This window comes from Ralstonia sp. TCR112, assembly GCF_007997035.1.
Taxonomy (GTDB): Bacteria; Pseudomonadota; Gammaproteobacteria; order Burkholderiales; family Burkholderiaceae; genus Ralstonia; species Ralstonia edaphi.
In genome coordinates this window covers 78,861-103,901 of sequence record NZ_VOSS01000044.1, presented here as the reverse complement: position 1 = coordinate 103,901, position 25,041 = coordinate 78,861, and the positions used below count along the sequence as shown (strand labels likewise).

Annotated in this window: 20 protein-coding genes and 1 pseudogene; 20 read left to right on the top strand and 1 reads right to left on the bottom strand. The window is 62.7% G+C overall.

Going from position 1 to position 25,041, the window contains the following annotated elements:
* From FUT88_RS13775 to FUT88_RS13760, 4 genes are all read left to right on the top strand, one after another.
* Nucleotides 1–1,308: cbb3-type cytochrome c oxidase subunit I (locus FUT88_RS13775; RefSeq protein WP_147215891.1), on the top strand; the 1,308-nt coding region annotated here is incomplete at its 5' end.
* Nucleotides 1,301–1,966, top strand: coding sequence for a cytochrome o ubiquinol oxidase subunit III (gene cyoC / locus FUT88_RS13770; protein WP_147215889.1), 666 nt, complete (start codon nucleotides 1,301–1,303; stop codon nucleotides 1,964–1,966). The genes FUT88_RS13775 and cyoC, both read left to right, overlap by 8 nt.
* The gene (gene cyoD / locus FUT88_RS13765) at nucleotides 1,963–2,388 is read left to right on the top strand and encodes a cytochrome o ubiquinol oxidase subunit IV (protein ID WP_147215887.1); all 426 of its coding nucleotides are present in this window, start codon (nucleotides 1,963–1,965) and stop codon (nucleotides 2,386–2,388) included. Before cyoC ends, cyoD begins: the two co-directional genes overlap by 4 nt.
* A 16-nt stretch (nucleotides 2,389–2,404) precedes the next feature.
* Nucleotides 2,405–2,830, top strand: a complete 426-nt coding sequence (locus tag FUT88_RS13760; RefSeq protein WP_147215885.1) for a GNAT family N-acetyltransferase — start codon at nucleotides 2,405–2,407, stop codon at nucleotides 2,828–2,830.
* 9 nt (nucleotides 2,831–2,839) lie between these two features.
* On the opposite strand, the gene FUT88_RS13755 is transcribed toward FUT88_RS13760, so the two are convergent.
* Entirely contained in the window at nucleotides 2,840–3,736 is an 897-nt protein-coding gene (locus tag FUT88_RS13755) for a LysR family transcriptional regulator (protein WP_147215913.1), read from the bottom strand.
* A gap of 117 nt (nucleotides 3,737–3,853) precedes the next feature.
* Between FUT88_RS13755 and FUT88_RS13750 the strand changes: the two genes are divergently transcribed.
* The 16 genes and pseudogenes from FUT88_RS13750 (at nucleotide 3,854) to clpX (ending at nucleotide 24,897) form a co-directional block, all read left to right on the top strand.
* Nucleotides 3,854–5,617 (top strand): acyl-CoA dehydrogenase family protein, encoded by a 1,764-nt coding sequence (locus FUT88_RS13750; RefSeq protein WP_147215883.1) that lies wholly within the window; start codon nucleotides 3,854–3,856, stop codon nucleotides 5,615–5,617.
* Nucleotides 5,614–6,800: pseudogene (locus FUT88_RS13745) on the top strand (CaiB/BaiF CoA transferase family protein). Before FUT88_RS13750 ends, FUT88_RS13745 begins: the two are co-directional and overlap by 4 nt.
* A 79-nt stretch (nucleotides 6,801–6,879) precedes the next feature.
* Entirely contained in the window at nucleotides 6,880–8,286 is a 1,407-nt protein-coding gene (locus FUT88_RS13740) for an MFS transporter (protein WP_147215881.1), read from the top strand.
* Nucleotides 8,287–8,384: 98 nt separating this feature from the next.
* The gene (locus tag FUT88_RS13735; protein ID WP_147215879.1) at nucleotides 8,385–8,579 is read left to right on the top strand and encodes a hypothetical protein; all 195 of its coding nucleotides are present in this window, start codon (nucleotides 8,385–8,387) and stop codon (nucleotides 8,577–8,579) included.
* Nucleotides 8,580–8,735: 156 nt separating this feature from the next.
* Nucleotides 8,736–9,266 (top strand): sigma-70 family RNA polymerase sigma factor, encoded by a 531-nt coding sequence (locus tag FUT88_RS13730; RefSeq protein WP_147215877.1) that lies wholly within the window; start codon nucleotides 8,736–8,738, stop codon nucleotides 9,264–9,266.
* 153 nt (nucleotides 9,267–9,419) lie between these two features.
* Nucleotides 9,420–11,555, top strand: a complete 2,136-nt coding sequence (locus FUT88_RS13725; protein WP_261797154.1) for a TonB-dependent siderophore receptor — start codon at nucleotides 9,420–9,422, stop codon at nucleotides 11,553–11,555.
* Nucleotides 11,556–11,869: 314 nt separating this feature from the next.
* A complete protein-coding gene (locus FUT88_RS13720) occupies nucleotides 11,870–13,261 on the top strand; it encodes a lysine N(6)-hydroxylase/L-ornithine N(5)-oxygenase family protein (RefSeq protein ID WP_147215911.1) in 1,392 nt (463 codons plus the stop codon).
* Nucleotides 13,258–14,478 (top strand): MFS transporter, encoded by a 1,221-nt coding sequence (locus FUT88_RS13715; RefSeq protein WP_147215873.1) that lies wholly within the window; start codon nucleotides 13,258–13,260, stop codon nucleotides 14,476–14,478. The genes FUT88_RS13720 and FUT88_RS13715 overlap by 4 nt, the downstream gene beginning before the upstream one ends.
* A complete protein-coding gene (locus tag FUT88_RS13710; protein ID WP_147215872.1) occupies nucleotides 14,468–15,082 on the top strand; it encodes a GNAT family N-acetyltransferase in 615 nt (204 codons plus the stop codon). The genes FUT88_RS13715 and FUT88_RS13710 overlap by 11 nt, the downstream gene beginning before the upstream one ends.
* Nucleotides 15,083–15,100: 18 nt before the next feature.
* Nucleotides 15,101–16,987, top strand: coding sequence for an IucA/IucC family protein (locus tag FUT88_RS13705; protein WP_147215870.1), 1,887 nt, complete (start codon nucleotides 15,101–15,103; stop codon nucleotides 16,985–16,987).
* Nucleotides 16,984–17,796 (top strand): siderophore ferric iron reductase, encoded by an 813-nt coding sequence (locus FUT88_RS13700; RefSeq protein ID WP_261797153.1) that lies wholly within the window; start codon nucleotides 16,984–16,986, stop codon nucleotides 17,794–17,796. The genes FUT88_RS13705 and FUT88_RS13700 overlap by 4 nt, the downstream gene beginning before the upstream one ends.
* Nucleotides 17,797–17,893: 97 nt before the next feature.
* A complete protein-coding gene (locus FUT88_RS13695; RefSeq protein ID WP_147215868.1) occupies nucleotides 17,894–19,054 on the top strand; it encodes an aromatic ring-hydroxylating oxygenase subunit alpha in 1,161 nt (386 codons plus the stop codon).
* A gap of 76 nt (nucleotides 19,055–19,130) precedes the next feature.
* The gene (gene mnmC, locus FUT88_RS13690) at nucleotides 19,131–21,149 is read left to right on the top strand and encodes a bifunctional tRNA (5-methylaminomethyl-2-thiouridine)(34)-methyltransferase MnmD/FAD-dependent 5-carboxymethylaminomethyl-2-thiouridine(34) oxidoreductase MnmC (protein WP_147215866.1); all 2,019 of its coding nucleotides are present in this window, start codon (nucleotides 19,131–19,133) and stop codon (nucleotides 21,147–21,149) included.
* Between the two features lie 244 nt (nucleotides 21,150–21,393).
* Nucleotides 21,394–22,737: a trigger factor gene (gene tig, locus FUT88_RS13685; protein ID WP_102067278.1), complete on the top strand. Its 1,344-nt coding sequence runs from the start codon at nucleotides 21,394–21,396 to the stop codon at nucleotides 22,735–22,737.
* A gap of 39 nt (nucleotides 22,738–22,776) precedes the next feature.
* Nucleotides 22,777–23,424, top strand: a complete 648-nt coding sequence (gene clpP, locus FUT88_RS13680) for an ATP-dependent Clp endopeptidase proteolytic subunit ClpP (RefSeq protein WP_024975598.1) — start codon at nucleotides 22,777–22,779, stop codon at nucleotides 23,422–23,424.
* Between the two features lie 198 nt (nucleotides 23,425–23,622).
* Nucleotides 23,623–24,897 carry an ATP-dependent Clp protease ATP-binding subunit ClpX gene (clpX, locus tag FUT88_RS13675; RefSeq protein WP_147215864.1) on the top strand — a complete coding sequence of 425 codons (1,275 nt, stop codon included), beginning with the start codon at nucleotides 23,623–23,625 and terminating at the stop codon, nucleotides 24,895–24,897.
* Nucleotides 24,898–25,041: the final 144 nt, after the last annotated feature.

Genomic DNA, 25,041 nt, shown 5'->3' with positions numbered 1-25,041 from the left:
ATGCGCATGCCGATCTTCACGTGGACAGCGCTGTGCACCAACGCGCTGATCGTTGCAGCGTTTCCGGTGCTCACGGCTGCCGTGACGCTGCTGGCGCTGGACCGCTATGTTGGCACCCATTTCTTTACGGTCGAGCTGGGCGGCAGCGCAATGATGTATGTGAACCTCATCTGGATCTGGGGCCACCCGGAGGTCTACATCCTGGTGCTGCCGGCGTTCGGCATCTTCTCGGAAGTGGTCGCCACGTATTCGCGCAAGCGCCTGTTCGGCTACGCGTCGATGGTCTATGCGACCGTCGTGATCACGGTGCTGTCGTATCTGGTCTGGCTCCATCACTTCTTCACCATGGGGTCGGGTGCGAGCGTCAACTCGTTCTTCGGGATCACGACGATGATCATATCGATCCCGACCGGGGCCAAAATCTTCAATTGGCTGTTCACGATGTACCACGGCAAGATCCGCTTCGAGCCGCCCATGCTGTGGACGGTCGGGTTCATGGTCACCTTCGTCATCGGCGGCATGACCGGCGTGCTGTTGGCGGTGCCGCCCGCGGACTTTTCGCTGCACAACAGCCTCTTCCTGATCGCGCATTTTCATAACGTGATCATCGGCGGTGTGCTGTTCGGCCTCATGGCCGGCATTACGTACTGGTTTCCCAAGGCGTTCGGCTACCGGCTCGTCTCGTCGTGGGGCAAGGCGTCGTTCTGGTTCTGGTTTGTCGGGTTCTACGTTGCCTTCATGCCGCTGTACTGGCTCGGGATGCTTGGTGTAACGCGGCGCATGAACCATTTCGACGATGCGTCGTTGCAGATCTGGTTCCAACTGGCAGCGCTCGGTGCCCTGCTGATTGCCATCGGCATTGCGTGTTTCCTGATCCAGCTTGTGGTGAGCTTCCTGCGCCGTGAAGAACTGCGCGACACGACAGGTGACCCCTGGAACGGCCGCACGCTGGAGTGGTCGACGTCGTCTCCGCCGCCGCAGTACAACTTCGCGATCACACCGCTCGTACATGACGCCGACGCCTGGTGGCAGATGAAGCAGTACGGCTACCGGCGCCCGCAGGAAGGGTTCAAGCCGATCCACATGCCCAAGGGCACGGCGGCGGGCATCGTGCTGGCCGGGCTCTCCACGGTGTGCGGTTTTGCATTGATCTGGCATATCTGGTGGCTGGCCATCGCATCGTTCGCGGCCACGATCATTTCGGCAATCATTCACACCTTCAACTACAAGCGCGATTACTACATTCCGGCAGAAGAGGTGATCCGGACCGAAGCATCGCGCACCCAACTGATGGCAGGCCATGGCTGAAACGACCGCATCCCTGCATGTGACCGGCCCCTCGGGTACCACCACGGTGGATGACGTCCCACCGGGCGGCTACCAGTTCCACGTCACCGAAGAACCGCACGTGCCAAACGGCACGCTGCTCGGGTTCTGGCTGTACCTGATGAGCGACTGCCTGATCTTCGCGTGCCTGTTTGCCGCCTATGGCGTGCTGGGCCGCGAATACGCAGGCGGGCCCACCGGGGCGGAGCTGTTCGAGTTGCCGCTGGTGGCGCTCAACACGTCGTTCCTGTTGCTGTCGTCCATCACATACGGCTTTGCAATGCTGCAGATGCAGCAGAACAAGGTCCCGGCCATGCAGATCTGGCTGGCTATCACGTGGGTGTTCGGCGCGGCGTTTCTGTCAGTGGAACTCTATGAATTCGCGCACCTGATTCACGAGGGTGCGGGGCCGACGCGCAGCGCGTTCCTGACTTCGTTCTTCTCACTGGTCGGCACGCACGGGCTGCACGTGACCTTTGGCCTGATCTGGCTGATCGTGCTGATGGTGCAGGTATCAAAGTACGGGCTGATCACCGCCAACAAGCGCCGGCTGATGTGCCTGTCGATGTTCTGGCACTTTCTGGACGTTGTCTGGATCGGCGTCTTTACCTTCGTCTACCTGATGGGAACGCTGCCATGAGCGCGCAAGATCAAACGATGAACGGACACGGTCATGGCCACGATGGCCATCACCACGAAGAAGAGATGGGACCGCACGCCACGCTGGGCGGTTACCTGACGGGGTTCGTGCTGTCGGTCTTCCTGACGGCGATACCGTTCTGGCTGGTGATGGCCAACGTGTTCGACAGGTCGTCGGCTACGGCGGTAGCGATCCTGCTCATCGGCGCGGTGCAGATCGTGGTGCACATGATTTTTTTCCTGCACATGAACGCCAAGTCCGAAGGCGGCTGGAACATGCTGTCGCTGATGTTCACGCTGGTGCTGGTGGTCATCACGCTCAGCGGTTCGCTTTGGGTGATGTACCACCTGAATACAAACATGATGCCGCACATGCGGCCGGCACAGACAACGCCTTCTGTTCTGCCGGCCCGAACGCAATAGAGGCAATAAGGTTCGCATGCAGCCTCCGGAAATCATCGTCACCGACGCGGCGGATGACGAATCGATCCAGATCATCGGCAATGGTCTGAACCGCTTCAACGATCAGCACGTCGGCTACGGCGATCGCCAACCGTTGGCAGTCCTTGTTCGCGGCCCTCAGAGCGGAGACGTGGTCGGCGGCGCGAGCGGGCGGACATCGCTGGGGATGTTGTTTCTTGACCTGTTCCATCTGCCCGAGACGTTGCGCGGCATGGGCATCGGCACCGAGGTGTTGCGCAGGTTCGAAGAAGAAGGGCGCCGCCGCGGTTGTCGCTCGGCGGTGGTCTATACGATCAGCTTTCAGGGCCCGCAGTTTTACGAACGCAACGGCTGGGTGCGGTTCGGAGAAGTACCCTGCGATCCGCCCGGTACGAGCCGGATCTTCCTCAGCAAGACTTTGTGAGTGAGGCCATCAAGGTCTCAGGTTGTCCTGCGCCGCGGCTTCGAGGTATTCCAGAAAGCGGCTGGCGACCGGCTCTGCATCGCCCGTGCGTCGCAATGACAGCACGGACGATTCTTTTTTGTCGCCGGCCAGCGGCACAAAGCTGACGCGCGCGTCGCCGGCATGTTGCAGCGTCTTCGGAACGAGCGCCACGCCCATGCCGCACCCCACCATCGTCACCACCGTTTGCCACAGCCGTGCCTCGTGGCGGATGACCGGGCTGAAGCCGGCATCCACGCAGAGCGCGATGATCAGGTCGTGATAGTGCGGCGATACCGTGCGCGGGAAGAGGATGAACGGCTCTTGCGCGAGCGCGTCCAGTTTCAGACGCTTGCGACGCGCCAGCGGGTGGCCCGTGGGCAGGCAGGCGACGAAGGGTTCCGAGAAGATCGGCGTGGAAATGACCTCGGCGGGAAACGTTCCCCAATATGCGCAGCCCAGGTCGATCTGCTGACGCTGGATGGCCTGAACCTGCTCGCCGGTGTTCATTTCGCGCAGGATGATTTCCACGGCCGGGTGGTCGGCCTCGAAGCGCTCCACCGCACGCGGCAGGCCGCGGTACAGCATCGAATTGACGAAGCCGACGCGCAGCCGGCCCGCCAACCCGTGCGCCGAGCGCTGCGTAATGCGTTCGACTTCCGCCGCTTGCTGCAACAGCTTGCGAGCCTCGTCCAGTAACACCTGGCCGGCATTGGTAAGCGCCACGCTCTTGTTGGTGCGCGCGAGCAATTGCACGCCCAGTTGATCCTCGAACTTCCGGATGTCGAAACTGAGCGCGGGCTGCGAGATGAACAGCCGTTGCGCTGCGCGCCCGAAGTGCAGTTCTTCCGCCACGGCAACGAAATAGCGCAGTTGCTTCAGGTCCATCGTGGGCATGATCGTCGATAAGGAATTCTTATCGTACAGGACAAATCCTGTATTGGACGATTATCGATACCGTTCCTATGCTGGCCGGACAAAACAGGAGACAGCGAGGCCACCCGCATGAACGACATCGCCCGCCAGCCGCTTACGACCCAGCCCGGCAGCCACCAGAACATCCCCGACAGCCGGGGCATCAATTTCTTCCACGTCGATCCTGACCTCGGGCGCCTGTTGCGGCTGTACCTGGGCGACGCGCAGTACCGCACCCTTGAGCCGCAGTTGAAGACGCTCGGCCAGCGCGCCTCGGACGAACTCGACGCCTGGGCCATCAGCGCGGATCACAACCCGCCCCAGCTACGCCACCGCACGCGTCGTGGCGAGGCCCTGCAGACCATCTACAAGCACCCCGATTACGTTGCGCTGGAGCGGGTGGCCTACGCTGAGCTGGGCCTCGCGTCGATGAGCCATGTCGGCAACGCACCGCCGCCGCTCGTCAAATACGCGCTCACGTATCTGTTCGTGCAGGCTGAATTCGGCCTGTGCTGCCCGGTCAGCATGACGGATTCGCTCACGCGCACGCTGCGTAAGTTCGGCGACCCGGCACTCGTGGCGCGCTATCTGCCGATGCTGACCTCGCGCGACTTTGATGTGCTGTACCAGGGCGCGATGTTTATGACCGAGCAGGATGCGGGGTCGGACGTCGCCCGCATCGCCACGCGCGCCGCATTGGAAACGGCGCCCGATGGCACGCAAACGTGGCGCCTGTACGGCGACAAGTGGTTCTGCTCGAACGCCGATGCCGATCTCGCCATGGTGCTTGCCCGCCCGGACGGTGCGCCGTCCGGTATCAACGGCCTGGCGCTGTTCCTGTTGCCCAAGACGCTGCGCGATGGGTCGCGCAATCACTACCGTATCGTCCGCCTGAAGGACAAGCTCGGCACGCGCTCGATGGCCAGCGGCGAGATCGTGCTTGAAGGCGCCACCGCCTACCTGATTGGCGAGATCGGCCGCGGCTTTCATCAGATGGCAGACATGATCAACATGTCGCGGCTGTCGAACGGTGTGCGCGCTGCCGGCCTGATGCGTCGCGCCGTCACCGAAGCGTTGCACATCGCGCGCAACCGCGAAGCCTTCGGCCGCAAGCTGATCGACATGCCGCTGATGCAGCGCCAGCTTCTGAAGATGTTGCTGCCGACGGAGCAAGCGCGCTCAATGTTCATGCAGATCGCGCAACTGCTGCCGCTGGCGGATGCGGGCGACGCGCAAGCCGGCAAATGCGTGCGCATCCTGACGCCGCTCATCAAGTTCCGCGCTTGCCGCGATGCGCGCCGCGTGACGGGTGACGCCATGGAAGTGCGCGGCGGCACCGGCTACATCGAAGAGTGGAGCGACGCGCGCCTCGTGCGCGACGCCCATCTGGGCTCCATCTGGGAGGGCACGAGCAACATCGTCGCGCTTGACATCGCGCGCGCTGTGAAGCGCGAAGGCGCGTTGGAACCGTTGCGCGCGTATCTCGTCGGCTTGATCGATGGGGTCACGTTGCCGACGCAGAGCGAAGCGTTGCTGCGTGCCACGCTCGACCGCGTGTGCCGCGTGATCGCCAAGGTGGCTGAAGGCGGCAGCGACGAACTCGTGCGCCAAGCCGGCTCCGCGCTGTATCACATCACCACGGCGATCTTCATGGCGGTGGAGGGCGTGCGTCTGGCGCCGGATCATCGCCGCTTGGCATTCGCGCATCTGGTGCTGCGTCACAAGCTGCTGCCGGTGGATCCGTTGGCCTTGCCCGAGAGCGCCGATGCATGGCTGTTCGATGCCCTCGTCAAGCAGCGTGACGTGCCGTTTGCGCTGGCCATGCAAGCGTTGCCGGCCGGAGGCGTGCAATGAGCGCGGTCGCCGGCGCGTTGCACGGCCTGAAAGTCATCGACTTGAGTCGCGTGCTCGGCGGCCCGTATTGCACGCAGGCGCTTGCCGACCACGGCGCGGAGGTCATCAAGTTGGAACCGCCCGTCGGCGACGAAACCCGCACCTGGGGCCCGCCCTTCGATGAGAGCGATACCGCCTGGTACTTCAACGGCGTCAACCGCAACAAGCTCGGCATCTCCGTCGACCTGTCCAACGAAGAAGGCCGCGCCGTGCTGTGGCAGTTGCTGGAAGACGCCGACGTGCTCGTCGAGAACTTCAAGCCCGGCACGCTCGCCCGCTGGGGCATGGATTTCGCGCGCGACCTGCAACCGCGCTTTCCACGCCTGATCCACTGCGCCGTCTCCGGCTTCGGCCCCGACGCCCGCTTGGCGGGCTGCCCGGCTACGATGCCGCCATCCAGGCGATGGCTGGCCTGATGAGCGTCAACGGCGAGCGCGACGGCGGCCCCATGCGCGTCGGTCTGCCGATCGTCGACATGGTGACCGGGCTCAACGCGCTCGCGGGCATCCTGCTCGCGCTGGCCGAGCGTGAGAAGAGCGGCCGCGGCCAATCTGTCGACATCGCGTTGTATGACTGCGGCGTATCGCTGCTGCATCCTCATCTGCCGAACTACTTCGGTTCGGGCAAGGTGCCGCAGCGCAGTGGCAATGCGCATCCGAACATCGCGCCGTACGACAGTTACCAGACCGGCACCGCGCCGATCTTTCTGGCGGTGGGCAACGATCGTCAGTTCGCCAAGCTTTGTGCGCATATCGGTGTCGCCGAATTGGCACAAGACGCACGCTTTGCCGACAACCGCAGCCGCTGCGCGCATCGCCCGGAACTCAAACTGGCGCTGGAAGCACAGCTGGCACGCTTCGATTGCGAGACGCTCGCGCAAGACCTGATCCATGGCGGTGTACCGTGCGGGCCGGTGTTGAGCGTCGATGTCGTGGCGCGCCATCCGCATACGCTGCACCGGCAGATGGTGGTCGAGCTGGGTGAGTACCGTGGCACGGGGTCGCCGATCAAGCTGTCGCGCACGCCGGCCACGTATCGCAACGCACCGCCTGCGCTCGGCGCTGATACCGATGCCGTGCTGGCGTCGCTCGGCATTGACGCGGGCACGCGGCAGCGCCTGTTCGAGGCCGGCGTTCTGAAATGAAGTAGCCCAGGTTCACCACGACAAGGCAGACAGCCCGCAGAGGCTGCGCCAAACCGGCAGTACCACCAAGGAGACCAACATGCCTCACCAGCCTGCGCCCCACGCCAACGCGACCGCAAACCTGCAACCGCGCCGCGCTGCAGTGGCCGCGTTCATCGGCACCACCATCGAGTGGTACGACTTTTACATCTACGGCCTTGCTGCGGCGCTCGTCTTCGGCAAGGTGTTCTTCTCCAAGACGCTGGACCCGGGCATCGCGACGCTGCTCTCGTTCGTCACGCTGTGGGCCGGCTTTGCGGCGCGGCCGATCGGCGGGATCATCTTCGGCCATTTGGGCGACAAGATCGGCCGCAAGACCACGCTCATCATCACGCTCATCCTGATGGGCGTGGCGACCATGGGCATTGGCCTGCTGCCCGGCTATGCGCAGATTGGCATGTGGGCGCCAGTGGGGTTGGTCGTGCTGCGTGTTGTTCAGGGTGTGGCCGTGGGCGGCGAGTGGGGCGGCGCGGTGCTGATAGCCAGCGAGAGCGCCCCCAAGCGCAAGAGCATCCTGTACTCGGCGTTTGCGCAGCAGGGCTCGCCGACGGGCAACCTGCTGGCGACACTCGTGTTCTTTGCGCTGAGCGCATTACCCACGCCGCAGTTCATGCTGTGGGGCTGGCGCGTGCCGTTCCTGTTGTCGGCGCTGCTGGTGGTCGTCGGCATGGTCATTCGCCTGAAGCTGGAAGAGTCGGACGATATGAAGCGCGTGCTGGCGCAGAAGAAGACCGTCAAACTGCCGCTCAAAGACGTGGTGCGTGACCACTGGGGCCTCGTGCTGCTGGGTGCCGGTACGCTGCCGCTCATTCACGTGACATACCTGAAGAGCAACTTCGCGCTCGCCTGGGCCACGAAGAAACTCGGCTACGCACAGGACACCTTCCTCGGCATCATCGCGACTGCGCTGGTGGTGCAATTCATCACGCAGCCGCTGGGGGCATGGCTGGTTTCGCGCATGGACATGCGCCGTGCCATCTGCCTGATGGTGCTGCCGGAATTCCTGCTCATGCCGGTGATGTTCTTCGCCATCGAGACCAAGGTGCTCTGGGTCGCGCTGCTCGGCATGTGCCTGGCGACGATTCCGCATTCGATGTTCTACGGCGCTATCGGCGGCATTCTGGCGCGCGTGTTCCCGACGCGCATCCGCTATACGGGCTTGTCGCTGGCGTATCAGCTGTGTTCGCTCGTGGTGGGCGGGGGCACACCGGTGTTTGCGCAGTGGATGCTCAATAGCAGCGGCAACATTGTGGGCGTGGCGGTGTCGTCGGCGCTGTATGCGCTGGTATCGCTGGCGTGCACGCTGGTACTGCTCAATCGCACGGGCTATCGCGCAGACGAACTGTCCACCGCCGAACGCGCCGATGCAATGGACCTGGGGCAGGGTGATGCCGATGTCGCCCGCCCGTTCCCCGGCCCGGCGGGTAAGCCGGCGGCCGCTGTCTGAGGTATTGGGAGCCACCGCGTCCTACGCGAAACGTGCGGTGGCACATCCGCCGCGCCTTCCCTACGATGAAGACGGTTCATGTACAGCGGGGAAGCGCCATGTCCATCTTCGACGAAAACGAGCATCGCGAGGCCTTCTGGGAAACGGTGCGGCAGGCCATCGAGGCGCGCCAACAGGCTGATGAAGCCCGGCGAGCAGGGCGGCTGACGGGGCTGGCAATCGGCCTGTCAGTGGCGGCGCTGGCGGTTGCGCTCATGGCGTGGCGGCACCGGTCGGCGGGCGATGGGGCATGAGGTCGCCCGCTGCGCCCGCCGATGCTTAGCACTTCCTTTTAATTCCCCGTTTGCAGACAAGGTTTTCGCGCCATAAAATGAGAATGATTCTCATTTGTATGGACGCGATGATGCGTGTGCTACGCGCGTGCGTCCGGTTGATGCCCTGGAGCCCGCATGCCCGCCGTCCGGCCCACGCCGCTGCACGACGCTGAGACGTCTATCGATGCGCTCTATGTGCAATACAGCGAATGGCTGTTCGCCTGGTTGCGCAAGAAGCTCGCATGCGCGGAAGAAGCGGCAGACGTGTTGCATGACACGTTCATGCGCGTGCTGGCTGCGCCGGACAGGCTGGGGGAGTTGCGCGAGCCGCGCGCCTATCTGACCACCACCGCCAAGCATTTGATGATCGATCGGGCGCGTCGTCGACGTGTCGAATGCGCATGCCTTGATGAACTGACGTTGCGGTCCGCGCAGTATGAGCATGCGCCATCGCCCGAGCAACGCCTGGCGCAGGCGCAGTCGTTGCAGCACACGAGCGCGATGCTGGAAACCCTCTCGCCCAGTGCGCGCGAGGCCGTGCGATTGCGCTACATCGAAGGGCAATCCCACGCGTGCATTGCCGAGCAGCTTGGCAAGTCGACGCGTATGGTGCGCAAGTATCTCGTGCAGGCGGTGGAGCGTTGCGCGACATGCGCGATGCGCTGATCGAAAAAAGATTCCGCAGCGGTTCCGCTTTCGCGGTGTGGATCGTCGATGGGTGTGGAAACCACACGCATCTTCCAACACACCATGCCAAAGCAAACGAACACAACAACGGTTTTTCCATCCGATACGCTCTGCCGGACAACGCTGCGCCCAATGGCGCTTGCCGCGCGGCTGACTTGCGCAGTGCTGCTGGGGGCGGCGCTGCCGACGCAAGGGATGGCGCAGAGTACCACTGGCGAGATCAGCGCCACGCTGCCCGCAACCACGGCGGTCGGCCGAGGGGAGACGGCGCAAAGCCCGGGCAAAGGCTTCGTTGCCAAGCAGAGCGCGGCGGGCACGAAAACCGATACACCCATCATCGAAACGCCGCAGTCGATCTCGGTGGTGACGCAGCAGCAGCTGGACGACCAGAAGCCGCGCGGCATTTCGGAGGCGCTGAACTACACGTCGGGAGCGTTTACCGCCCTGGTGGGGGCGTCCAACCGCTACGACTACGTTGCGCTACGCGGCTTCAACGACAGCAGCGTCGACAACACCTTGCTCGATGGGCTGCGCCTGATGAGCGACCAGGGCAGCTACAGCTCGTTCCAGGTTGATCCGTATTTCCTCCAGCGCATCGATGTGCTGAAGGGCCCGGGTTCGATCCTGTACGGCCGTGCGTCGCCGGGTGGCGTGGTGGCGCTGACGAGCAAGAAGCCGCTCTTCCAGCCGTATCACGAGGTGGAAGTCACGGTGGGCAATCGCAACCGTCTTGAAGGCGCGTTCGATATCTCGGGGCCGATCGACCAGAACGGTGTGATGGCCTTCCGGGTGACCGGTCTGGCGCGCGGCATGGATACGCAATTCGAGCACGTGCGCGAGCAGCGGTTTGCGATTGCGCCGTCGCTGGCCATCAACTTCACGCCCGATACGCATCTGCTGTTGCAGGCCTATTTGCAGCACGATCCGGAAGGCGGCTATCACAGCGGCGTGCCGGCAGAAGGCAGCGTCTTCCCGCGCAATGGCCGCTACATTTCCCGCTACTTTTTCGATGGCGACCCCACGGTTGAAAAATACCGTCGCACCGAGCGCATGGTCGGCTATCAGTTCGAGCATGCGTTCAACGATCGGCTGACCGTACGCCAGAACTTTCGCTACGTGTTCGGCGATACGCGTTTGCGCCAGATTTACGGCTTCGGCTGGGCCAGCGCGGATGAGCTGACGCGGTACTACTCCGGCGCCAAGGAGGCCACGCACGCTTACACGGTCGATAACCAGCTGGAAGGCAAGTTCACCACGGGCGCGGTCAAACATACGATGCTGTTTGGCCTCGATTATCAGAAGCGCCACGTCGATGGCTTCTGGGAGTCCGGCAGCGCTGACCCGATCAACGCGTTCAATCCTGTATATGGCAGCCCGGGGCTCACGGGCGTCACGGCGTCACCGATCGATCGGTGGCTCGAGCAGACCGGCCTGTATCTGCAGGATCAGATTGCTATCGACCGGTGGCGCTTGACGCTGGGCGTGCGCGAAGACCATGCGAAGGCGTCCAATCTGTACGGTACCGGCACGCCGTCGGAGTGGAGCGGCTCGAAGTTCACCAAACGTGCGGGCGTGGTCTATCTGTTCGACAACGGTATCGCGCCGTATTTCAGCTACTCGGATGGTTTCAACCCGAGCCTGCGCGCGGACCAGCGGGGCAATCTCTTGCAACCGGCCACGGCCAAGCAGTTCGAGGCGGGTGTGCGTTATCAGCCGAAGGGCTCCAGCACGATGCTCTCGGCGGCGGTGTTCAATCTCGATCAGGAGAACGTGGCGACCAAGCCGGTGGGGCAGATTTACTACGTGCCGAGCGGCAAGATCCGCACGCGCGGCGTAGAGCTGGAAGCGCGCACGCAGGTGACGGACACCGTCTCGGTGTTGGCCAACTACACCTTCACCAACATGAAGTTCATCGAGTCGGCAGAAGGTTTCGTTGGCAACACGCCGTATCAGGTGCCGCGCCATATGGCGTCGGCCTGGGTGGACTGGCGCTTCATGCCGGGCTACACCGCCGGCATGGGCTTGCGCTACGTCGGCACAAGCTGGGGCGACAACGCCAACAGCTTCAAGGTGCCGCCGTATACGCTGGTGGATCTGATGTTGCGCATTGACCTTGCACGTTGGGATCCGTCGCTCAAGGGTGCCAAGCTGCAATTGTCTGCCAAGAATCTCTTTAATAAGAATTACGTGGCATCCTGCTTGAGCAACGCCTATTGTTATTGGGGTGATGCGCGCAATGTGATGGCCACCATTTCTTATCAATGGTAATTACATTTTCTTCACACAAGCATTCCATTTTCTGTGTAGTATTGTGACTTAGATTGTTGCCCGGCGATTTGTTTTCATTCCGTCGCCGGGCATTTCGAATCTGTTCCCGATATCGCGCTTGCGATATTCATGATCATTCAGCAGCCGGCACGCATCGGCTGTGATCAAAACCCCACCTGAATTCACCCAGCCTAGGCGCGGCCTCAAGCCGCCGGCCGACGGAGAGCGTGCGCGTTCGCCGCGCTAGCCCGGCCACGTTCCTGGTGCTGTCGTTTGGTAAATGCAGCCTTTGCAAATCAGGAGGTTCAAGCGTGATGAAGTCCGATGTATATGATTTTATTGCAATTGGTTTAGGGCCATTCAATTTAAGCCTGGCATGTCTGGCGGAGCCGATTGAAAGTCTGAACGGCCTATTTTTGGAGCGCGCCGAGGAATTCAATTGGCATCCTGGCATGCTGATTGATAACACCACATTGCAGAATCCATTCCTCGCCGACCTGGTAAGCCTGGCCGATCCGCAAAGCCGCTTCAGCTTCCTGAACTACTGCAAGCAGGAAGGCAAGATCTATTCGTACTACATCCGCGAGAACTTCTATCTGAGCCGCGCGGAATACAACCGCTACTGCAAATGGGTCATCGCGCAACTGAGCAGCGTGCATTTCCACCATGACGTGGATGCGCTGGCCTATGACGCCCAACGCGGTTGCTATGTCGTCACAGGCTTTCGCGGCGCGGAGCGAGAACCGTTCGTGCTGCGCGCACGCAAGCTGGTGCTGGGCGTCGGGTCATCACCGTCGTTTCCCGCATGCGTGCCGCGCGATGGGCATCGCTACCTGCACACCGCCGACTACATCGACGTGCGGGACGCGCTGCGCGAAAAACGCTCCATCACCATTGTCGGCAGCGGGCAAAGCGCGGCGGAGGTCTATTACGACCTGCTCAAGGAGAGCGACAAGCACGATTACAGCCTCGTCTGGATCACGCGTTCGCCGCGCTTCTTCCAGATGGAGAACACCAAGCTGACGCTGGAGATGATCTCTCCGGACTACATCGATTACTTCTTCAACCTGCCGGATGGCCGCAAGGAAAGCATCCTCCGCAAGCAGGACAGCCTCTACAAGGGCGTCAACGCGAGCCTGATCAATCAGATCTACGATCTGCTCGACGATAAGCGCAAGACGGGCGCGCTGCGCACGCACCTGATCACCAACTGCGAGTTGCAGGCCTGCCGGCACGATGCCGTTACCGGCACCTACGAGATCGAGTTTCAGCAGCTCGACAGCGGCGCGCGCTATGCACATCGCACGGAGGCGCTCGTGCTTGCCACGGGCTATGAGCAGAACATCCCCGCGTTTATCGATGGCATCCGCCACCGCCTGCGCTGGGACGCCAAGGGTCGCTATCAGCTTTCGCGCAACTACGCGGCCGATTTCAATGGCAATGAGGTCTACGTGCAGAACGCCGGCCTGCACACGCACGGCTTGACCAATCCCGACCTCGGGATGAGCTGCTACCGCAACTCCTGCATCATCCGCGAGCTGACCGGAGTGGAGCACTACAAGATCGAGCGGCGTATTGCGATCCAGGATTTTGCGGTCCCGTCCACGCCCGATTTCATTCCGCTGGCGGCCAGGGAGTCAGCCAAGGAAGCAACCAGGGACCGCGTGCCGGAAATGGCGGAAGAGACCGCCGGGGTGGCCGCATGACGTTGCGTATGTACATCATCCTGATGACGACTTTTGCCGTCATCAGCGATGCCATCCTGATTCCGTTCTATCCGCAGTTCTTTGCTTCGCGTTATGGGCTCGATAGCCCCGTCCATGTGGGCGCATACGTCGCGGCGATCTCCATCGCGGTGATGTGCACGTTGCCGGTCTGGGCGCGCGTAGCCAAGCGCGTGGAACCGCTGCACCTGCTGGTCTACACGCAGTTTGCGGCGGGCACCTTCAGCCTGCTGAGCGACTGGGCGCCGGACGTGGTGACGTACTGGGTGCTGTCGATGCTGATGTTCATGTGCAAGAGCAGCTATCTGCTGATGTATCCGTACATGATGCGGCTCACGCCCAAAGAGCAGCACGCCGCCACGGTGGGCATCCTCTCGGTGGTGGTGCACTTTGGCGCCATCTTCGGTGCCGTGGTGGGCGGCTTCGTGCTGCAGACCTGGGGGCCGCGCGCCAGCATCGTCGCCATGGCAGCGGGCGATTTCTTCCAGATGGCTGTGTGCCTGTATCTGATCCGCAGCGGGAAGATCGTGCGCGTCAATTCGGGCGAGCACGCAGAAGCCGCGGCCGCGGAGGCGCCGCGCACGAGCTGGCGTGATCGTCTGCCGATCCTGCGTCTCGCGCTCGTGATGCTGGTGTTCGATTTCAGCGCATACCTGATCCGCTCGTTCTTTGCCGTGTATTGGCAGCAGGTGTCAGGCCACGACAGCGAGTTCGTTTCAGGCATGGTCTTCGCGATACCGGGTGCCATGGCCATCCTTGCGCTGCGCTTGCATGCCCGTATCCGCGCGCGCGGTGGCAAGTTGCCGGACCACACGCTGGGCAATCTGCTGCTGGGCGCTGCCGGGCTGCTGCTGCAGGCTGCACCCAACCCTGTGCTGATCGTCATCGGGCGCGTGCTGTATGGCTGGGCGTTGTTCCAGATCATCGTGAAGCTGGATGTCAACCTGTTCCGGCTTTCCACTCCACAGCGCTATGCGCACGACTACAGCATCACCAATTTCTTCCAGAACCTGGGTGTGCTGCTGTCTTCGTTTGCGGCCGGGGCGATCGTCAATCGCTACGGATTGCACGTGCCGTTCCTGTTGGCTGCGGGCGGTTTTGCGCTGACGGCGCTGCTCGACCGGCTGATCCTGAACGTGCCGAGCGCCACGCACGCAGGCGAACCCGTCAACCTGGAGGCGCCCGCTCATGCCAATTGACCTGCATGCCATTCATCGGCGCGCCGACGCCAGCCGTGCACCGCACACGGATGCCGACGGCTACACCTTCCGTCTGCTGCGCATTCCGGAAGACATCCCGACGCTGCACCGCTGGTTCCAGCCGGAGCGTGCATCGTTCTGGTTGATGCGCGACAAGACCGAAGCCGAGATCGGCCAGATCTATCAAGAGCTGATGGATTCCGGGCATGCCACTGCCTATCTCGTCTGGAAAGCGGGGCGCCCGGTTTTCCTGGCCGAGTGCTACGACCCCGCGCACGATCGCATCCGTGCGTTCTACGACGTGCAGCCTGGCGACTTGGGCATGCACATCTTCATCGGCCCATCGGATGTGCGCGTGCCCGGCTACACGCGCGAGGTGTTCTTCGCGTTGATGCGTTTCATGTTCGAACACCTCGGGGCGGCACGCATCGTGGTCGAGCCCGACGCCAACAACGAACGCATTCACGCCATCAACCGCGCCGCCGGTTTCGTCTACGGCCGTAACGTCGCCTTTACCGAAAAGATCGCCAGCCTCGCCTTTTGCACCCGGCGAGATTTTGAACGCGCTATCGCCGCCACCGCCGCTATCACCGCCACCGCTTAATCAACGAAAGGATTCGCCATGAACGTGACGCTCCAGAACCAGCTCTCCCAACACCCGGCACAGGCCGCCGCTCACCTCACGCCCGAAGTGTGGGCACAAGCCAATCGGCTGCTGCTGCGCAAAGCCATTGCCGAATATGCGCACGAGATCATCCTCGAACCCGAACACGTGAAAGATGCGGCCAACGGCTTCGCGCTGTATCAAGTGTTTTCCGACGACGGCAAGGTCTGCTACCAGTTTGAGGCCCGGGGGTTGGCGCTGCGCCATTGGTTTATCCGGCCGGAGTCGATTCGCCGCCTGGTCGATGGCGCTGAGCAACCGTTGGATGCGCTGCAGTTCATCATCGAATGCCGCCAGCGCCTTGGCATCCGCGACGACCTGCTGCCCATCTACCTTGACGAAATCAGCAGCACGCTCTTCGGCAGCGCCTACAAGCGCATGAAGGCCGACGCCCCAAGCAGCGCACAACTGGCCGACGCCACCGACTTCCAGACCATCGAGGTCGCAATGATGGAAGGGCACCCGGGCTTTGTCGCCAACAACGGACGCCTCGGCTTCAACGCCGTCGACTACCAGGCCTATGCGCCGGAGGCCGGCTCCGACATCCGCGTAATCTGGCTGGCTGTGCACAAGGACCACGCCACACCGTCGACGCTGTCCACGCTCGACTACGCGCAGCTGCTGGCCGAAGAGCTGGGCCAGGACACGGTCGACGAATTCACCCGCCAGGTGGCTGCGAAGGGCGTCGACCCGGCTGACTATCACTTCATGCCGGCGCACCCGTGGCAGTGGTTCAACAAGCTGTCCATCGCGTTCGCGGGCTACGTGGCACAGCGCAAGATCATCTGCCTCGACTACAGCGCGGATCACTACATCGCGCAGCAATCCATCCGGACGTTCTTCAACACGAGCGATCGCACCAAGCGCTATGTGAAGACCTCGCTGTCGATCCTGAACATGGGGTTCATGCGCGGGCTGTCGCCGTACTACATGTCAGGCACGCCCGCCATCAACGAATTCATCAAGGCGCTGGTGTCGGGCGATGCCTTCCTGCGCGAGAACGGCTTCACGATCCTGCAGGAAGTGGCAGCCATCGGCTTCCGTAACTTCTATTACGAGGCGGCGATTCCCGTAGATACGCCGTACAAGAAGATGTTCTCGGCGCTGTGGCGCGAGAACCCGCTGCAACTGCTGCAACCGGGGGAACGCCTGATGACGATGGCCGCTTTGCTGCATGTCGACAAGGACGGCGTTGCGCTGATGCCGGAACTGATTCGGCGCTCCGGCCTGCCGGCACTGGCCTGGGTGCGCCGATACCTGCAGGCGTATCTCACGCCGCTGCTGCATTGCTTCTACGCACACGACCTGAGCTTCATGCCGCATGGCGAAAACCTCATCCTCGTGATCGACAACCACGTGCCCGTGCGCGCCATCATGAAAGACATTGCCGAGGAATCCGCCATCCTGGAAATCAAGGCACGCGAATGGCTGCCTGAACGCGTGCAACGCCTGGCCGTGGAGGTGCCGGACAACTTCAAACTGCTCGGCATCTTCATCGACGTGTTCGATGGTGTGTTGCGTCACATCAATCACGTGCTGGTGGAAAACGGCTGCTGCACAGAAGACGAGTTCTGGGGGGCGGTCGCGGATTGCGTGTATGACTACCAGGACGCGCACCCCGAACGCTCCGCCAAGTACGCGCACTACGACATGTTCGTGCCCGAGTTTCTGCATTCGTGCCTGAACCGCCTGCAGCTGGGCAACAACGTGCAGATGGTGAACCTGGCCGACCCGGCATCGAGCCTGAAGATGGCCGGCAACCTGGTCAACCCGATCGCCAAGTTCCGCCGTGCTGCGCAGGGCCGTTCGGTCGCGCCGGCTGAAGCAGCGGAAGCGGCTGCATGACGGACGGCATGCGCGCCTTCGTTGAAGACGCCAGCGGGCCGGGCTTCGCCACGGCGGTAGCCTGGCGGCCATCGTCTGTGCCGGATCTCGCACGCGTATGGGCGGCGGCGCAGCGCGTCCTGCCCAGCCTGCGCGGTGAGCAGGGCGGCGCGGCACCGGCGGGCGCGCTGCGTCTCGGAGACGACGATGCGTTGCGCGCCCTGTGCGACCACTGGGCGCGTGCCTATCCGGAAGCTGGCGCCCATTACCTCGCCCTGCGGTGCTGGGGCCTGGCGATCTGGCAGCCGATCTATCTCTGCGTGATTGCAGTCCATCTGGATGCGCCGGTGCCCAAGCTGTCAGGTCTTGCGCAGCCGGTGAAGAACGGTTTTCCGAGCGGCCTGCGTTTGCCCGCACATGTGCCGGTCGAGGGAACGTTCGCGGCGCGCAGGGAGGTCGCCGCCACTGAACTGCGCGCGTTCTGCGCGGCGATGCGTCGTGCGTTGAAACCCATGGTGTCGTTACACGATCGCGCTGCCGATCGGCTGCAAGCCGAGTGCGTGCTTGGCGCCCTCATGGCCGTGCGTCCGCATGTGCCGTTGTCCGATGCGGACTTGGTAGCAGCCGGGGAAGACTGGCTCGCGCATCTTGGCATCTCCGGCGGATGCGGCTTCTTTGCCTACCGCGCCCGAGACGGCACGCCCGCACTCGCCCTCGACCGCAAGGTCTGCTGTCACCATTTCCGCCGTCACGACGGAGAGAAGTGCAGCACGTGTCCGAAGCTCTCGCTGGACGCCCGCATCGCCCGCTTGGTGGCGGAAGCGGGCTGAACGTCCCCGCGCGAGCACATTCCCCCGATACCTGATGGGGCGCATGTGGTTTGGCCCAATGCCAAACCGCCCGCCACACCGTGTTGGAGATTCTCCGATGACTGATGTCGGACGCCTGGCGCACGTGATGCCAGCGCATACCCAATTGCCCGTCGCCGCGTACTTTGATGACGCCTTGTTCGCGTGCGAACTCGAAACGATCTTCAAGCATTCTGCCTGCTACGTGGGCAGCGAAAAAGCCGTACCCGAATCCGGCGATTGGCGCCGCCTCCCACAGGAAGGCGGCGGCCGCGTGCTCGTTCGCAACGCCGGCGGCGTGGAGTTGATGTCGAACGTCTGCCGGCATCGGCAGGCGCTGATTCTTGGCGGTGAAACGGGCAATGTGCGCGGCCCCGCCAATGCCACCGGCAACTTGCGCACGGCCGGCGGCAATATCGTCTGCCCCTTGCACCGCTGGACGTACACAGACCACGGTGAACTGATCGGCGCGCCGCAGTTTCCCAGCACGCCATGCAAGAACCTGCAGCGCTTCACGCTTCGCAACTGCCATGGGCTGTTGTTCGAAGGCCCGCGCGATCCGGCACGCGATATGGCGCCGCTGTTCGCGCGTCCGGAATTCGACTTTGGTGACTACGTGCTCGATCACGTAGAAGTTCACCAGTGCAACTACAACTGGAAGACGTTCATCGAGGTCTATCTGGAGGATTACCACGTCGCGCCGTTCCACCCCGGCCTCGGCCACTTTGTCACCTGCGACAACCTTGAATGGGAGTTCGCCGACTGGTACAGCATGCAGCGCGTGGGCATCAACGAGGCGCTCAGCCAGCCGGGCTCCGATATCTACGGCGCGTGGCACGATCGACTGCTGGACTATCGCCGCGGCGCACCGCCCGACTTTGGCGCGATCTGGGTGACGTATTTTCCGACCCACATGATCGAGTTGTATCCGCATGTGCTCGTGCTTTCCACGCTGTATCCGAAAGGGCCGCAAGACACCGTCAACGTGGTCGAGTTCTACTACCCGGAAGAGATCGCCGCGTTCGAGCGTGAATTCGTCGAAGCGCAACGCGCTGCGTATATGGAAACCTGCATCGAGGACGACGAGATTGGCGAACGCATGGATGCCGGCCGCCGTGCGCTGATGGAGCGCGGTGTGTCGGAAACCGGGCCGTACCAGTCGCCGCTCGAAGACGGCATGCAGCACTTCCACGCGTGGTACCGGCGCGTGATGGGCACGCTGCCCGTCGCCGACGTGTAACGCAGAGCCGCTGCTTTAGATCAAGGCGCAGGGAAGGGGCGGCGTTACAATTCGCCGCTTCTTCCCAGGGTGTTTCATGCCACGCGGCCTTGTTCTCGCCACGCCTCAGCTCACGTCGGACGGCACGCCGTTCTCCGCGCAGTACGACGACGTCTATCACAGCTCCGAAGGTGGTCTGGCGCAGGCGCATCACGTTTTCCTGGGCGGCAACGGCTTGCCGGGCGCATGGCGCGGCAAGCGCGCCTTCACCATCGTCGAAACCGGCTTCGGCCAAGGCCTGAATTTCCTCGCCACCTGGGCCGCATGGCGCGACGATCCGCAGCGTTGTGCGCGGCTCGATTTCGTCTCGGTCGAGAAGCATCCATTCGATCGCGCGGGCTTGTCGGTCGTGCATCCGGCCAGGGGCGCGCTGGCCCCGCTCGCCGAGATGCTCCGCCAATCATGGCCCGTGCCGGTGCCCGGCGTGCATCGTTTGACCTTCGACGGCGGCCGCGTCACGCTCACGCTGCTGCTCGGTGATGCGATGGAGACGCTGCCGCAACTGTCGTGCGCTGCCGACGCGTTTTATCTCGACGGGTTCGCCCCGGCCAAGAACCCCGATCTGTGGCAGCCGCGCGTGTTCAAGCAGCTTGCGCGGGTGGCACGTGCCGGCGCGACATTGGCGACGTACACCGCCGCAGGATTCGTACGACGCGGCTTGCAGGAAGCCGGTTTCGAGGTACGCAAGGCGCCCGGTTTCGGCAGCAAGCGCGACATGACCGTCGCGCAGTTCCCGACCCATTGGCGCACACGGCGCGGGCCGGCCGAAGCGCCTGTCTGGAGCCAGCGTCACGCCATCGTGCTCGGCGCCGGGTTGGCGGGCTGCTCTGTTGCAGAGCGGCTCGCGTCGCGTGGCTGGCGCGTCACGGTCATCGACGAAAATGACGGCCCCGCGCGCGGCACGTCTGCGCATCGTGCAGCGGCCATGCATCCGCATGTATCCATCGACGACAGCGTGCTGTCGCGGCTATCGCGCGCAGGCAACCTCCTTGCACGCCGCCACTGGGATGCACTCGATCGCGCCGGCTTCGCCACCGGTTTCCAGCGCACCGGCGTGCTGCAGCTCGCTGAAGACCCCGATGACGCTATCGAGCAGCAACGGATCGTGCAAACGCTCGGCTATCCGACCGATTACATCGACTGGCTCAATGTAGAGCAGGCCGCGCAACGCGTCGGCGCCGGCGTGCCGCAGGGCGGCTGGTGGTTTGCGCAAGCCGGCTGGGTTGCGCCGCCTGATGTTTGCCGTGCCAATCTCGCCGCTGCGGGTGCCGCAGTCGACGCACGCTGGAACACGCGCGTTGAATCGCTGCGCCAAGACGGCGAGCAATGGCAGGTGCTGGATGCGCAGCGCGCTGTGATTGCGAGTGCGCCGGTCATCGTTCTGGCCAATAGTCTTGGTGCCGCGCGCCTGGCTCCCCTGACGTCCGCTTCGCTCAAGTCCGTACGCGGTCAACTCACCGATGTGCCGATCCCCAGCTTGGAAGCGGGTGCCCCGTGGCCGAAGGCCGTGGTTTGCGGCGACGGCTATCTCTTGCCTGCCGAGCCGGGGGCGCGATCGGTTCGCACGGGCTCGTCGTTCCAGCCGGGGGAATCCGATCTGGCCGAGCGTGTCACCGATCACGCGGCCAATCTCGGCCGGCTGGCCCGGTTGCAACCGCAACAATCGCGCGCGCTTGCGATGCTGAATCCTGCAACGCTGCATGGCTATGTCGGCGTGCGCTGCGTCTCGGCCAATCGGTTGCCGTTGATAGGCCCACTGGTGGATGAGGCGGCGGCCATGGCGCCCGGTTTCCGACTGCGTGGTCCACATGCCCAACTGCCTCGCCTTGCCGGGCTGTATGCAGCACTTGCGTATGGCTCCCGGGGCCTCACATGGTCGGTACTGGGCGCAGAGGTGCTGGCGGCGCAGATCGACGGCGGCCCGCTCCCGCTGGAATCGGACCTGGTTCCGGCGCTTGACCCCGGCCGGTTTGTTCTGCGTGCGTTGCAGCATGGGCGCCATCAAGGGCAGGGCGCGACACCCCCGGAAAACGAAGCCGCGGAACCGCTGGATTAACACGCGGTTTGAAGGGTTTTCCTAGCGTTCCGACCCAAAAAATCAGGGCCGCCGAACGTTCCATGCCATAATATGCGTTTTGCGTTTGCCAGCCTGAACGCGCCCGTTGTGCCGTGCATTGTGCAGTCAAGCGGCCCTCGCGCCGCATTCCTGCAAGCCCGGCAACACCAAGAACTTTGAACCACGGCTGCTGCTGGCGCTGCGCCGTTCGACGCAACCATCTTCTGAATCTGGAATTACGACCATGTCGACTATCGAAAACCTCGGCAAGCTTGATCGCAAAGTGACCCTGGCTGTCCCGAAGGCCGAAGTGGAGCAAGAGAAGCAAAGCCGTCTGGCGCGTCTGTCCAAGACCGTCAAGATGTCCGGCTTCCGCCCGGGCAAGGTCCCGATGAAGATGGTCGAGAAGCAATACGGCCAACAAGTCGAATTCGAAGTGCGCTACGACAAGGCTGCTCGCCAGTTCTTCGACATCACGAACGAGCAGGGCGTGAAGGTTGCCGGCCAACCGCGCTTCGAACTGAAGACCGAAGGCGTGGCTGACGATCAAGTCGCCTTCGACGCGACGTTCGAGGTGTATCCGGAAGTGAAGCTCGGCGATCTGGCCGGCGCGGAACTGACCCGCACCAAGACCGAAATCACCGATGCCGAGATCGACAAGACCCTCGACATCCTGCGCAAGCAGCGCGTGCACTACCATCCGCGCGGCGAAGCCGGCGAGCACGGCGACGGCGGTGCAGCCGTTGCACAGAATGGCGACCGCGTGACGGTCGATTTCGTCGGCACGATCGACGGCGTGGAATTCGCCGGTGGCAAGGCTGAAGGCTTCAGCTTCGTGCTGGGCGAAGGCCGCATGCTGCCTGAGTTCGAACAAGCCACGCTGGGCCTGAAGCAAGGCGAGTCGAAGAAATTCCCGCTGGCGTTCCCCGAGGACTACCACGGCAAGGACGTCGCCGGTAAGACTGCTGAATTCACGGTCACGCTCAAGCAAGTCGAGTGGGCGCACTTGCCGGAAGTCAACGAAGCCTTCGCACAATCGCTGGGCATCGCCGACGGCAACCTCGACAAGATGCGCGCCGACATCCGCGAAAACCTCGAGCGTGAAGTCAAGCGCCGTACGCACGCGCTGCTCAAGGACCAAGTCATGGAAGCGCTGCTGAAGGTGGCGGAGCTGGACGTGCCGAAGTCGCTGGTCGAGCAAGACCAGGAGCGTCTGGTCGAAATGGCCCGTCGCGACCTCGAATCGCGCGGCATGCCGAACGCCAAGAACATGCCGATCCCGGCTGAGATGTTCACGCAGCAAGCTGAGCGCCGCGTGAAGCTGGGTCTGGTGCTGGCCGAAGTCGTGAAGGCCAACGGCCTGGAAGCCAAGCCGGAGCAGATCAAGGCTGAGATCGAAGAGTTCGCCAAGAGCTATGAAGACCCGAAGGAAGTCATCCGCTGGTACTACGGCGACCAACAGCGCCTGGCCGAGATGGAAGCCTACGTGCTCGAAAACAACGTGGTAAATTTTGTGTGCGACAAGGCCAAGGTCACTGACAAGGTCGTGTCGTTCGAAGAGCTGACCGCCACGCCGGCGCAAGGCTGATTCGATCGATAGTTTCCGAACTAAGCACCGGAGAACCGCATGATCCGCAATGAACTGATCGACCAACTTGCCCGTACCCAGGCTTCCGCGCTTGAAACGCAGGGGCTCGGTCTGGTGCCGATGGTGGTCGAGCAGTCGGGCCGCGGCGAGCGCGCCTACGACATCTACTCGCGCCTGCTCAAGGAGCGAGTGATCTTCATGGTGGGTGAGGTCAACGACCAGACTGCCAACCTCGTGGTGGCACAGTTGCTGTTCCTGGAAAGCGAGAATCCCGACAAGGACATCTCGCTGTACATCAACTCGCCGGGCGGTTCGGTATCGTCCGGTCTGGCGATGTACGACACGATGCAGTTCATCAAGCCGGACGTGTCGACGCTGTGCATGGGGATGGCGGCCAGCATGGGCGCGTTCCTGCTTGCAGCCGGTGCGAAGGGCAAGCGGCTGGCGCTGCCAAATTCGCGCATCATGATCCACCAGCCGCTGGGCGGCGCGCGGGGTCAAGCCTCTGACATCGAGATCCAGGCGCGCGAGATTCTCTACCTGCGCGAGCGCCTGAACACGGTGCTTTCGGAGGCGACGGGTCAGCCGGTCGACAAGATCGCCCGCGACACGGACCGCGACAACTTCATGAGCAGCGAGCAGGCCAAGGAGTACGGCCTGATCGACCAGGTTATCGCCAAGCGCTGAAGTGTCGAAGTCATGCGTCGATGTGCGCGGTAGGCGGTATTGCCGGTGCGTTCTACGGCACACCGGTTAGCCGCTCCGAAACATGTCAAGCGGTGTCAAAAACGAGGCCTCGCGCCTCGTTTTTGCTTTGAACAACACCTGCGGATCGTCGCCAGATAATTTGGCGTATGATGCTGCCAAGAACTACTGGTAATCGTTATGGCGGACAAGAAAGGCTCGACTGGCGAAAAGCTGCTGTACTGCTCGTTCTGCGGCAAGAGCCAGCATGAGGTCAAGAAACTGATTGCCGGCCCCTCGGTCTTCATCTGCGATGAATGTATCGACCTGTGCAACGAGATCATCCGGGACGAAGCAGCCATCTCCGAAAAGGAAGGTGGTCTGGCGGTCAAGTCTGATCTGCCCACGCCGCATGAAATTCGCCTGAGCCTGGACCAATATGTGATCGGTCAGGAACAGGCCAAGAAAATCTTGGCGGTCGCGGTCTACAACCATTACAAGCGTTTGAAGCACCTCGGCAAGAAAGATGATGTCGAGCTGTCCAAGAGCAACATCCTGCTCATCGGGCCGACCGGCTCGGGCAAGACGCTGCTTGCTCAAACGCTGGCGCGTCTGTTGAACGTGCCATTCGTCATCGCCGACGCCACCACGCTGACCGAAGCGGGCTACGTGGGCGAGGATGTCGAAAACATCATTCAGAAGCTGCTGCAGAACTGCAATTACGAGGTGGACAAGGCCCAGCGCGGCATTGTCTACATCGACGAGATCGACAAGATTTCGCGCAAGTCTGACAACCCTTCCATCACCCGGGACGTTTCTGGGGAAGGCGTGCAGCAGGCCCTGCTCAAGCTGGTGGAAGGAACGATGGCGTCGGTGCCCCCGCAAGGTGGTCGCAAGCATCCGAACCAAGACTTCCTGCAGGTTGATACGACCAACATCCTGTTCATCTGCGGCGGCGCCTTCGATGGTCTGGAAAAGATCATCATGCAGCGCTCCGACAAGACCGGTATCGGTTTCGGTGCCGAGGTGCAGAGCAAGGAAGAGCGCGACGTCAGCGAAGTGCTGCCGCAAGTGGAGCCGGAAGATCTCATCAAGTTTGGTCTGATTCCCGAGTTGATCGGCCGTCTGCCCGTGGTTGCGACGCTGGCCAAGCTCGATGAGGCCGCCTTGATGGAGATCCTCGTCGAGCCGAAGAACGCAATCGTCAAGCAGTACCAGAAGCTGCTGGCAATGGAAGGGGTGGAGCTGGAAATTCGTCCGAGCGCGCTGACGGCAATCGCCCGCAAGGCGATCAAGCGCAAGACGGGGGCGCGTGGTTTGCGTTCCATCGTCGAGCACGCTTTGATGGATGTGATGTATGACCTCCCCAACCACAAGGGTGTGCAAAAGGTGGTGATCGATGAAAGTACGATCTCCGACGAAGGCAAGCCCTTGCTGATTTACGAAGAGCAACCCAAGGTTGCAGGTTCCAACTGACGCGAATGCCGGCCGGGATGCGCCGTATGCGTCCCATGCAGGAAGCCGTTCGCTCGCGAGCGGCTTTTTTTGCTTCGGGAAACCGGGTCGGCATGCGACTTGCAGCAGCGGTCTTGTAAAACCGTCGCTGTGCCCAATTTAGCC

Coding starts and splice junctions, on each gene's coding strand:
- FUT88_RS13705 (WP_147215870.1), top strand. CDS start 15,101: ATGAACGTGACGCTCCAGAACCAGCTCTCCCAACACCCGGCACAGGCC.
- tig (WP_102067278.1), top strand. CDS start 21,394: ATGTCGACTATCGAAAACCTCGGCAAGCTTGATCGCAAAGTGACCCTG.
- FUT88_RS13725 (WP_261797154.1), top strand. CDS start 9,420: ATGGCGCTTGCCGCGCGGCTGACTTGCGCAGTGCTGCTGGGGGCGGCG.
- cyoC (WP_147215889.1), top strand. CDS start 1,301: ATGGCTGAAACGACCGCATCCCTGCATGTGACCGGCCCCTCGGGTACC.
- mnmC (WP_147215866.1), top strand. CDS start 19,131: ATGCCACGCGGCCTTGTTCTCGCCACGCCTCAGCTCACGTCGGACGGC.
- FUT88_RS13730 (WP_147215877.1), top strand. CDS start 8,736: ATGCCCGCCGTCCGGCCCACGCCGCTGCACGACGCTGAGACGTCTATC.
- FUT88_RS13720 (WP_147215911.1), top strand. CDS start 11,870: ATGAAGTCCGATGTATATGATTTTATTGCAATTGGTTTAGGGCCATTC.
- FUT88_RS13710 (WP_147215872.1), top strand. CDS start 14,468: ATGCCAATTGACCTGCATGCCATTCATCGGCGCGCCGACGCCAGCCGT.
- FUT88_RS13755 (WP_147215913.1), bottom strand. CDS start 3,736: ATGGACCTGAAGCAACTGCGCTATTTCGTTGCCGTGGCGGAAGAACTG.
- FUT88_RS13760 (WP_147215885.1), top strand. CDS start 2,405: ATGCAGCCTCCGGAAATCATCGTCACCGACGCGGCGGATGACGAATCG.
- FUT88_RS13715 (WP_147215873.1), top strand. CDS start 13,258: ATGACGTTGCGTATGTACATCATCCTGATGACGACTTTTGCCGTCATC.
- FUT88_RS13700 (WP_261797153.1), top strand. CDS start 16,984: ATGACGGACGGCATGCGCGCCTTCGTTGAAGACGCCAGCGGGCCGGGC.
- cyoD (WP_147215887.1), top strand. CDS start 1,963: ATGAGCGCGCAAGATCAAACGATGAACGGACACGGTCATGGCCACGAT.
- clpX (WP_147215864.1), top strand. CDS start 23,623: ATGGCGGACAAGAAAGGCTCGACTGGCGAAAAGCTGCTGTACTGCTCG.
- FUT88_RS13735 (WP_147215879.1), top strand. CDS start 8,385: ATGTCCATCTTCGACGAAAACGAGCATCGCGAGGCCTTCTGGGAAACG.
- FUT88_RS13740 (WP_147215881.1), top strand. CDS start 6,880: ATGCCTCACCAGCCTGCGCCCCACGCCAACGCGACCGCAAACCTGCAA.
- FUT88_RS13750 (WP_147215883.1), top strand. CDS start 3,854: ATGAACGACATCGCCCGCCAGCCGCTTACGACCCAGCCCGGCAGCCAC.
- clpP (WP_024975598.1), top strand. CDS start 22,777: ATGATCCGCAATGAACTGATCGACCAACTTGCCCGTACCCAGGCTTCC.
- FUT88_RS13695 (WP_147215868.1), top strand. CDS start 17,894: ATGACTGATGTCGGACGCCTGGCGCACGTGATGCCAGCGCATACCCAA.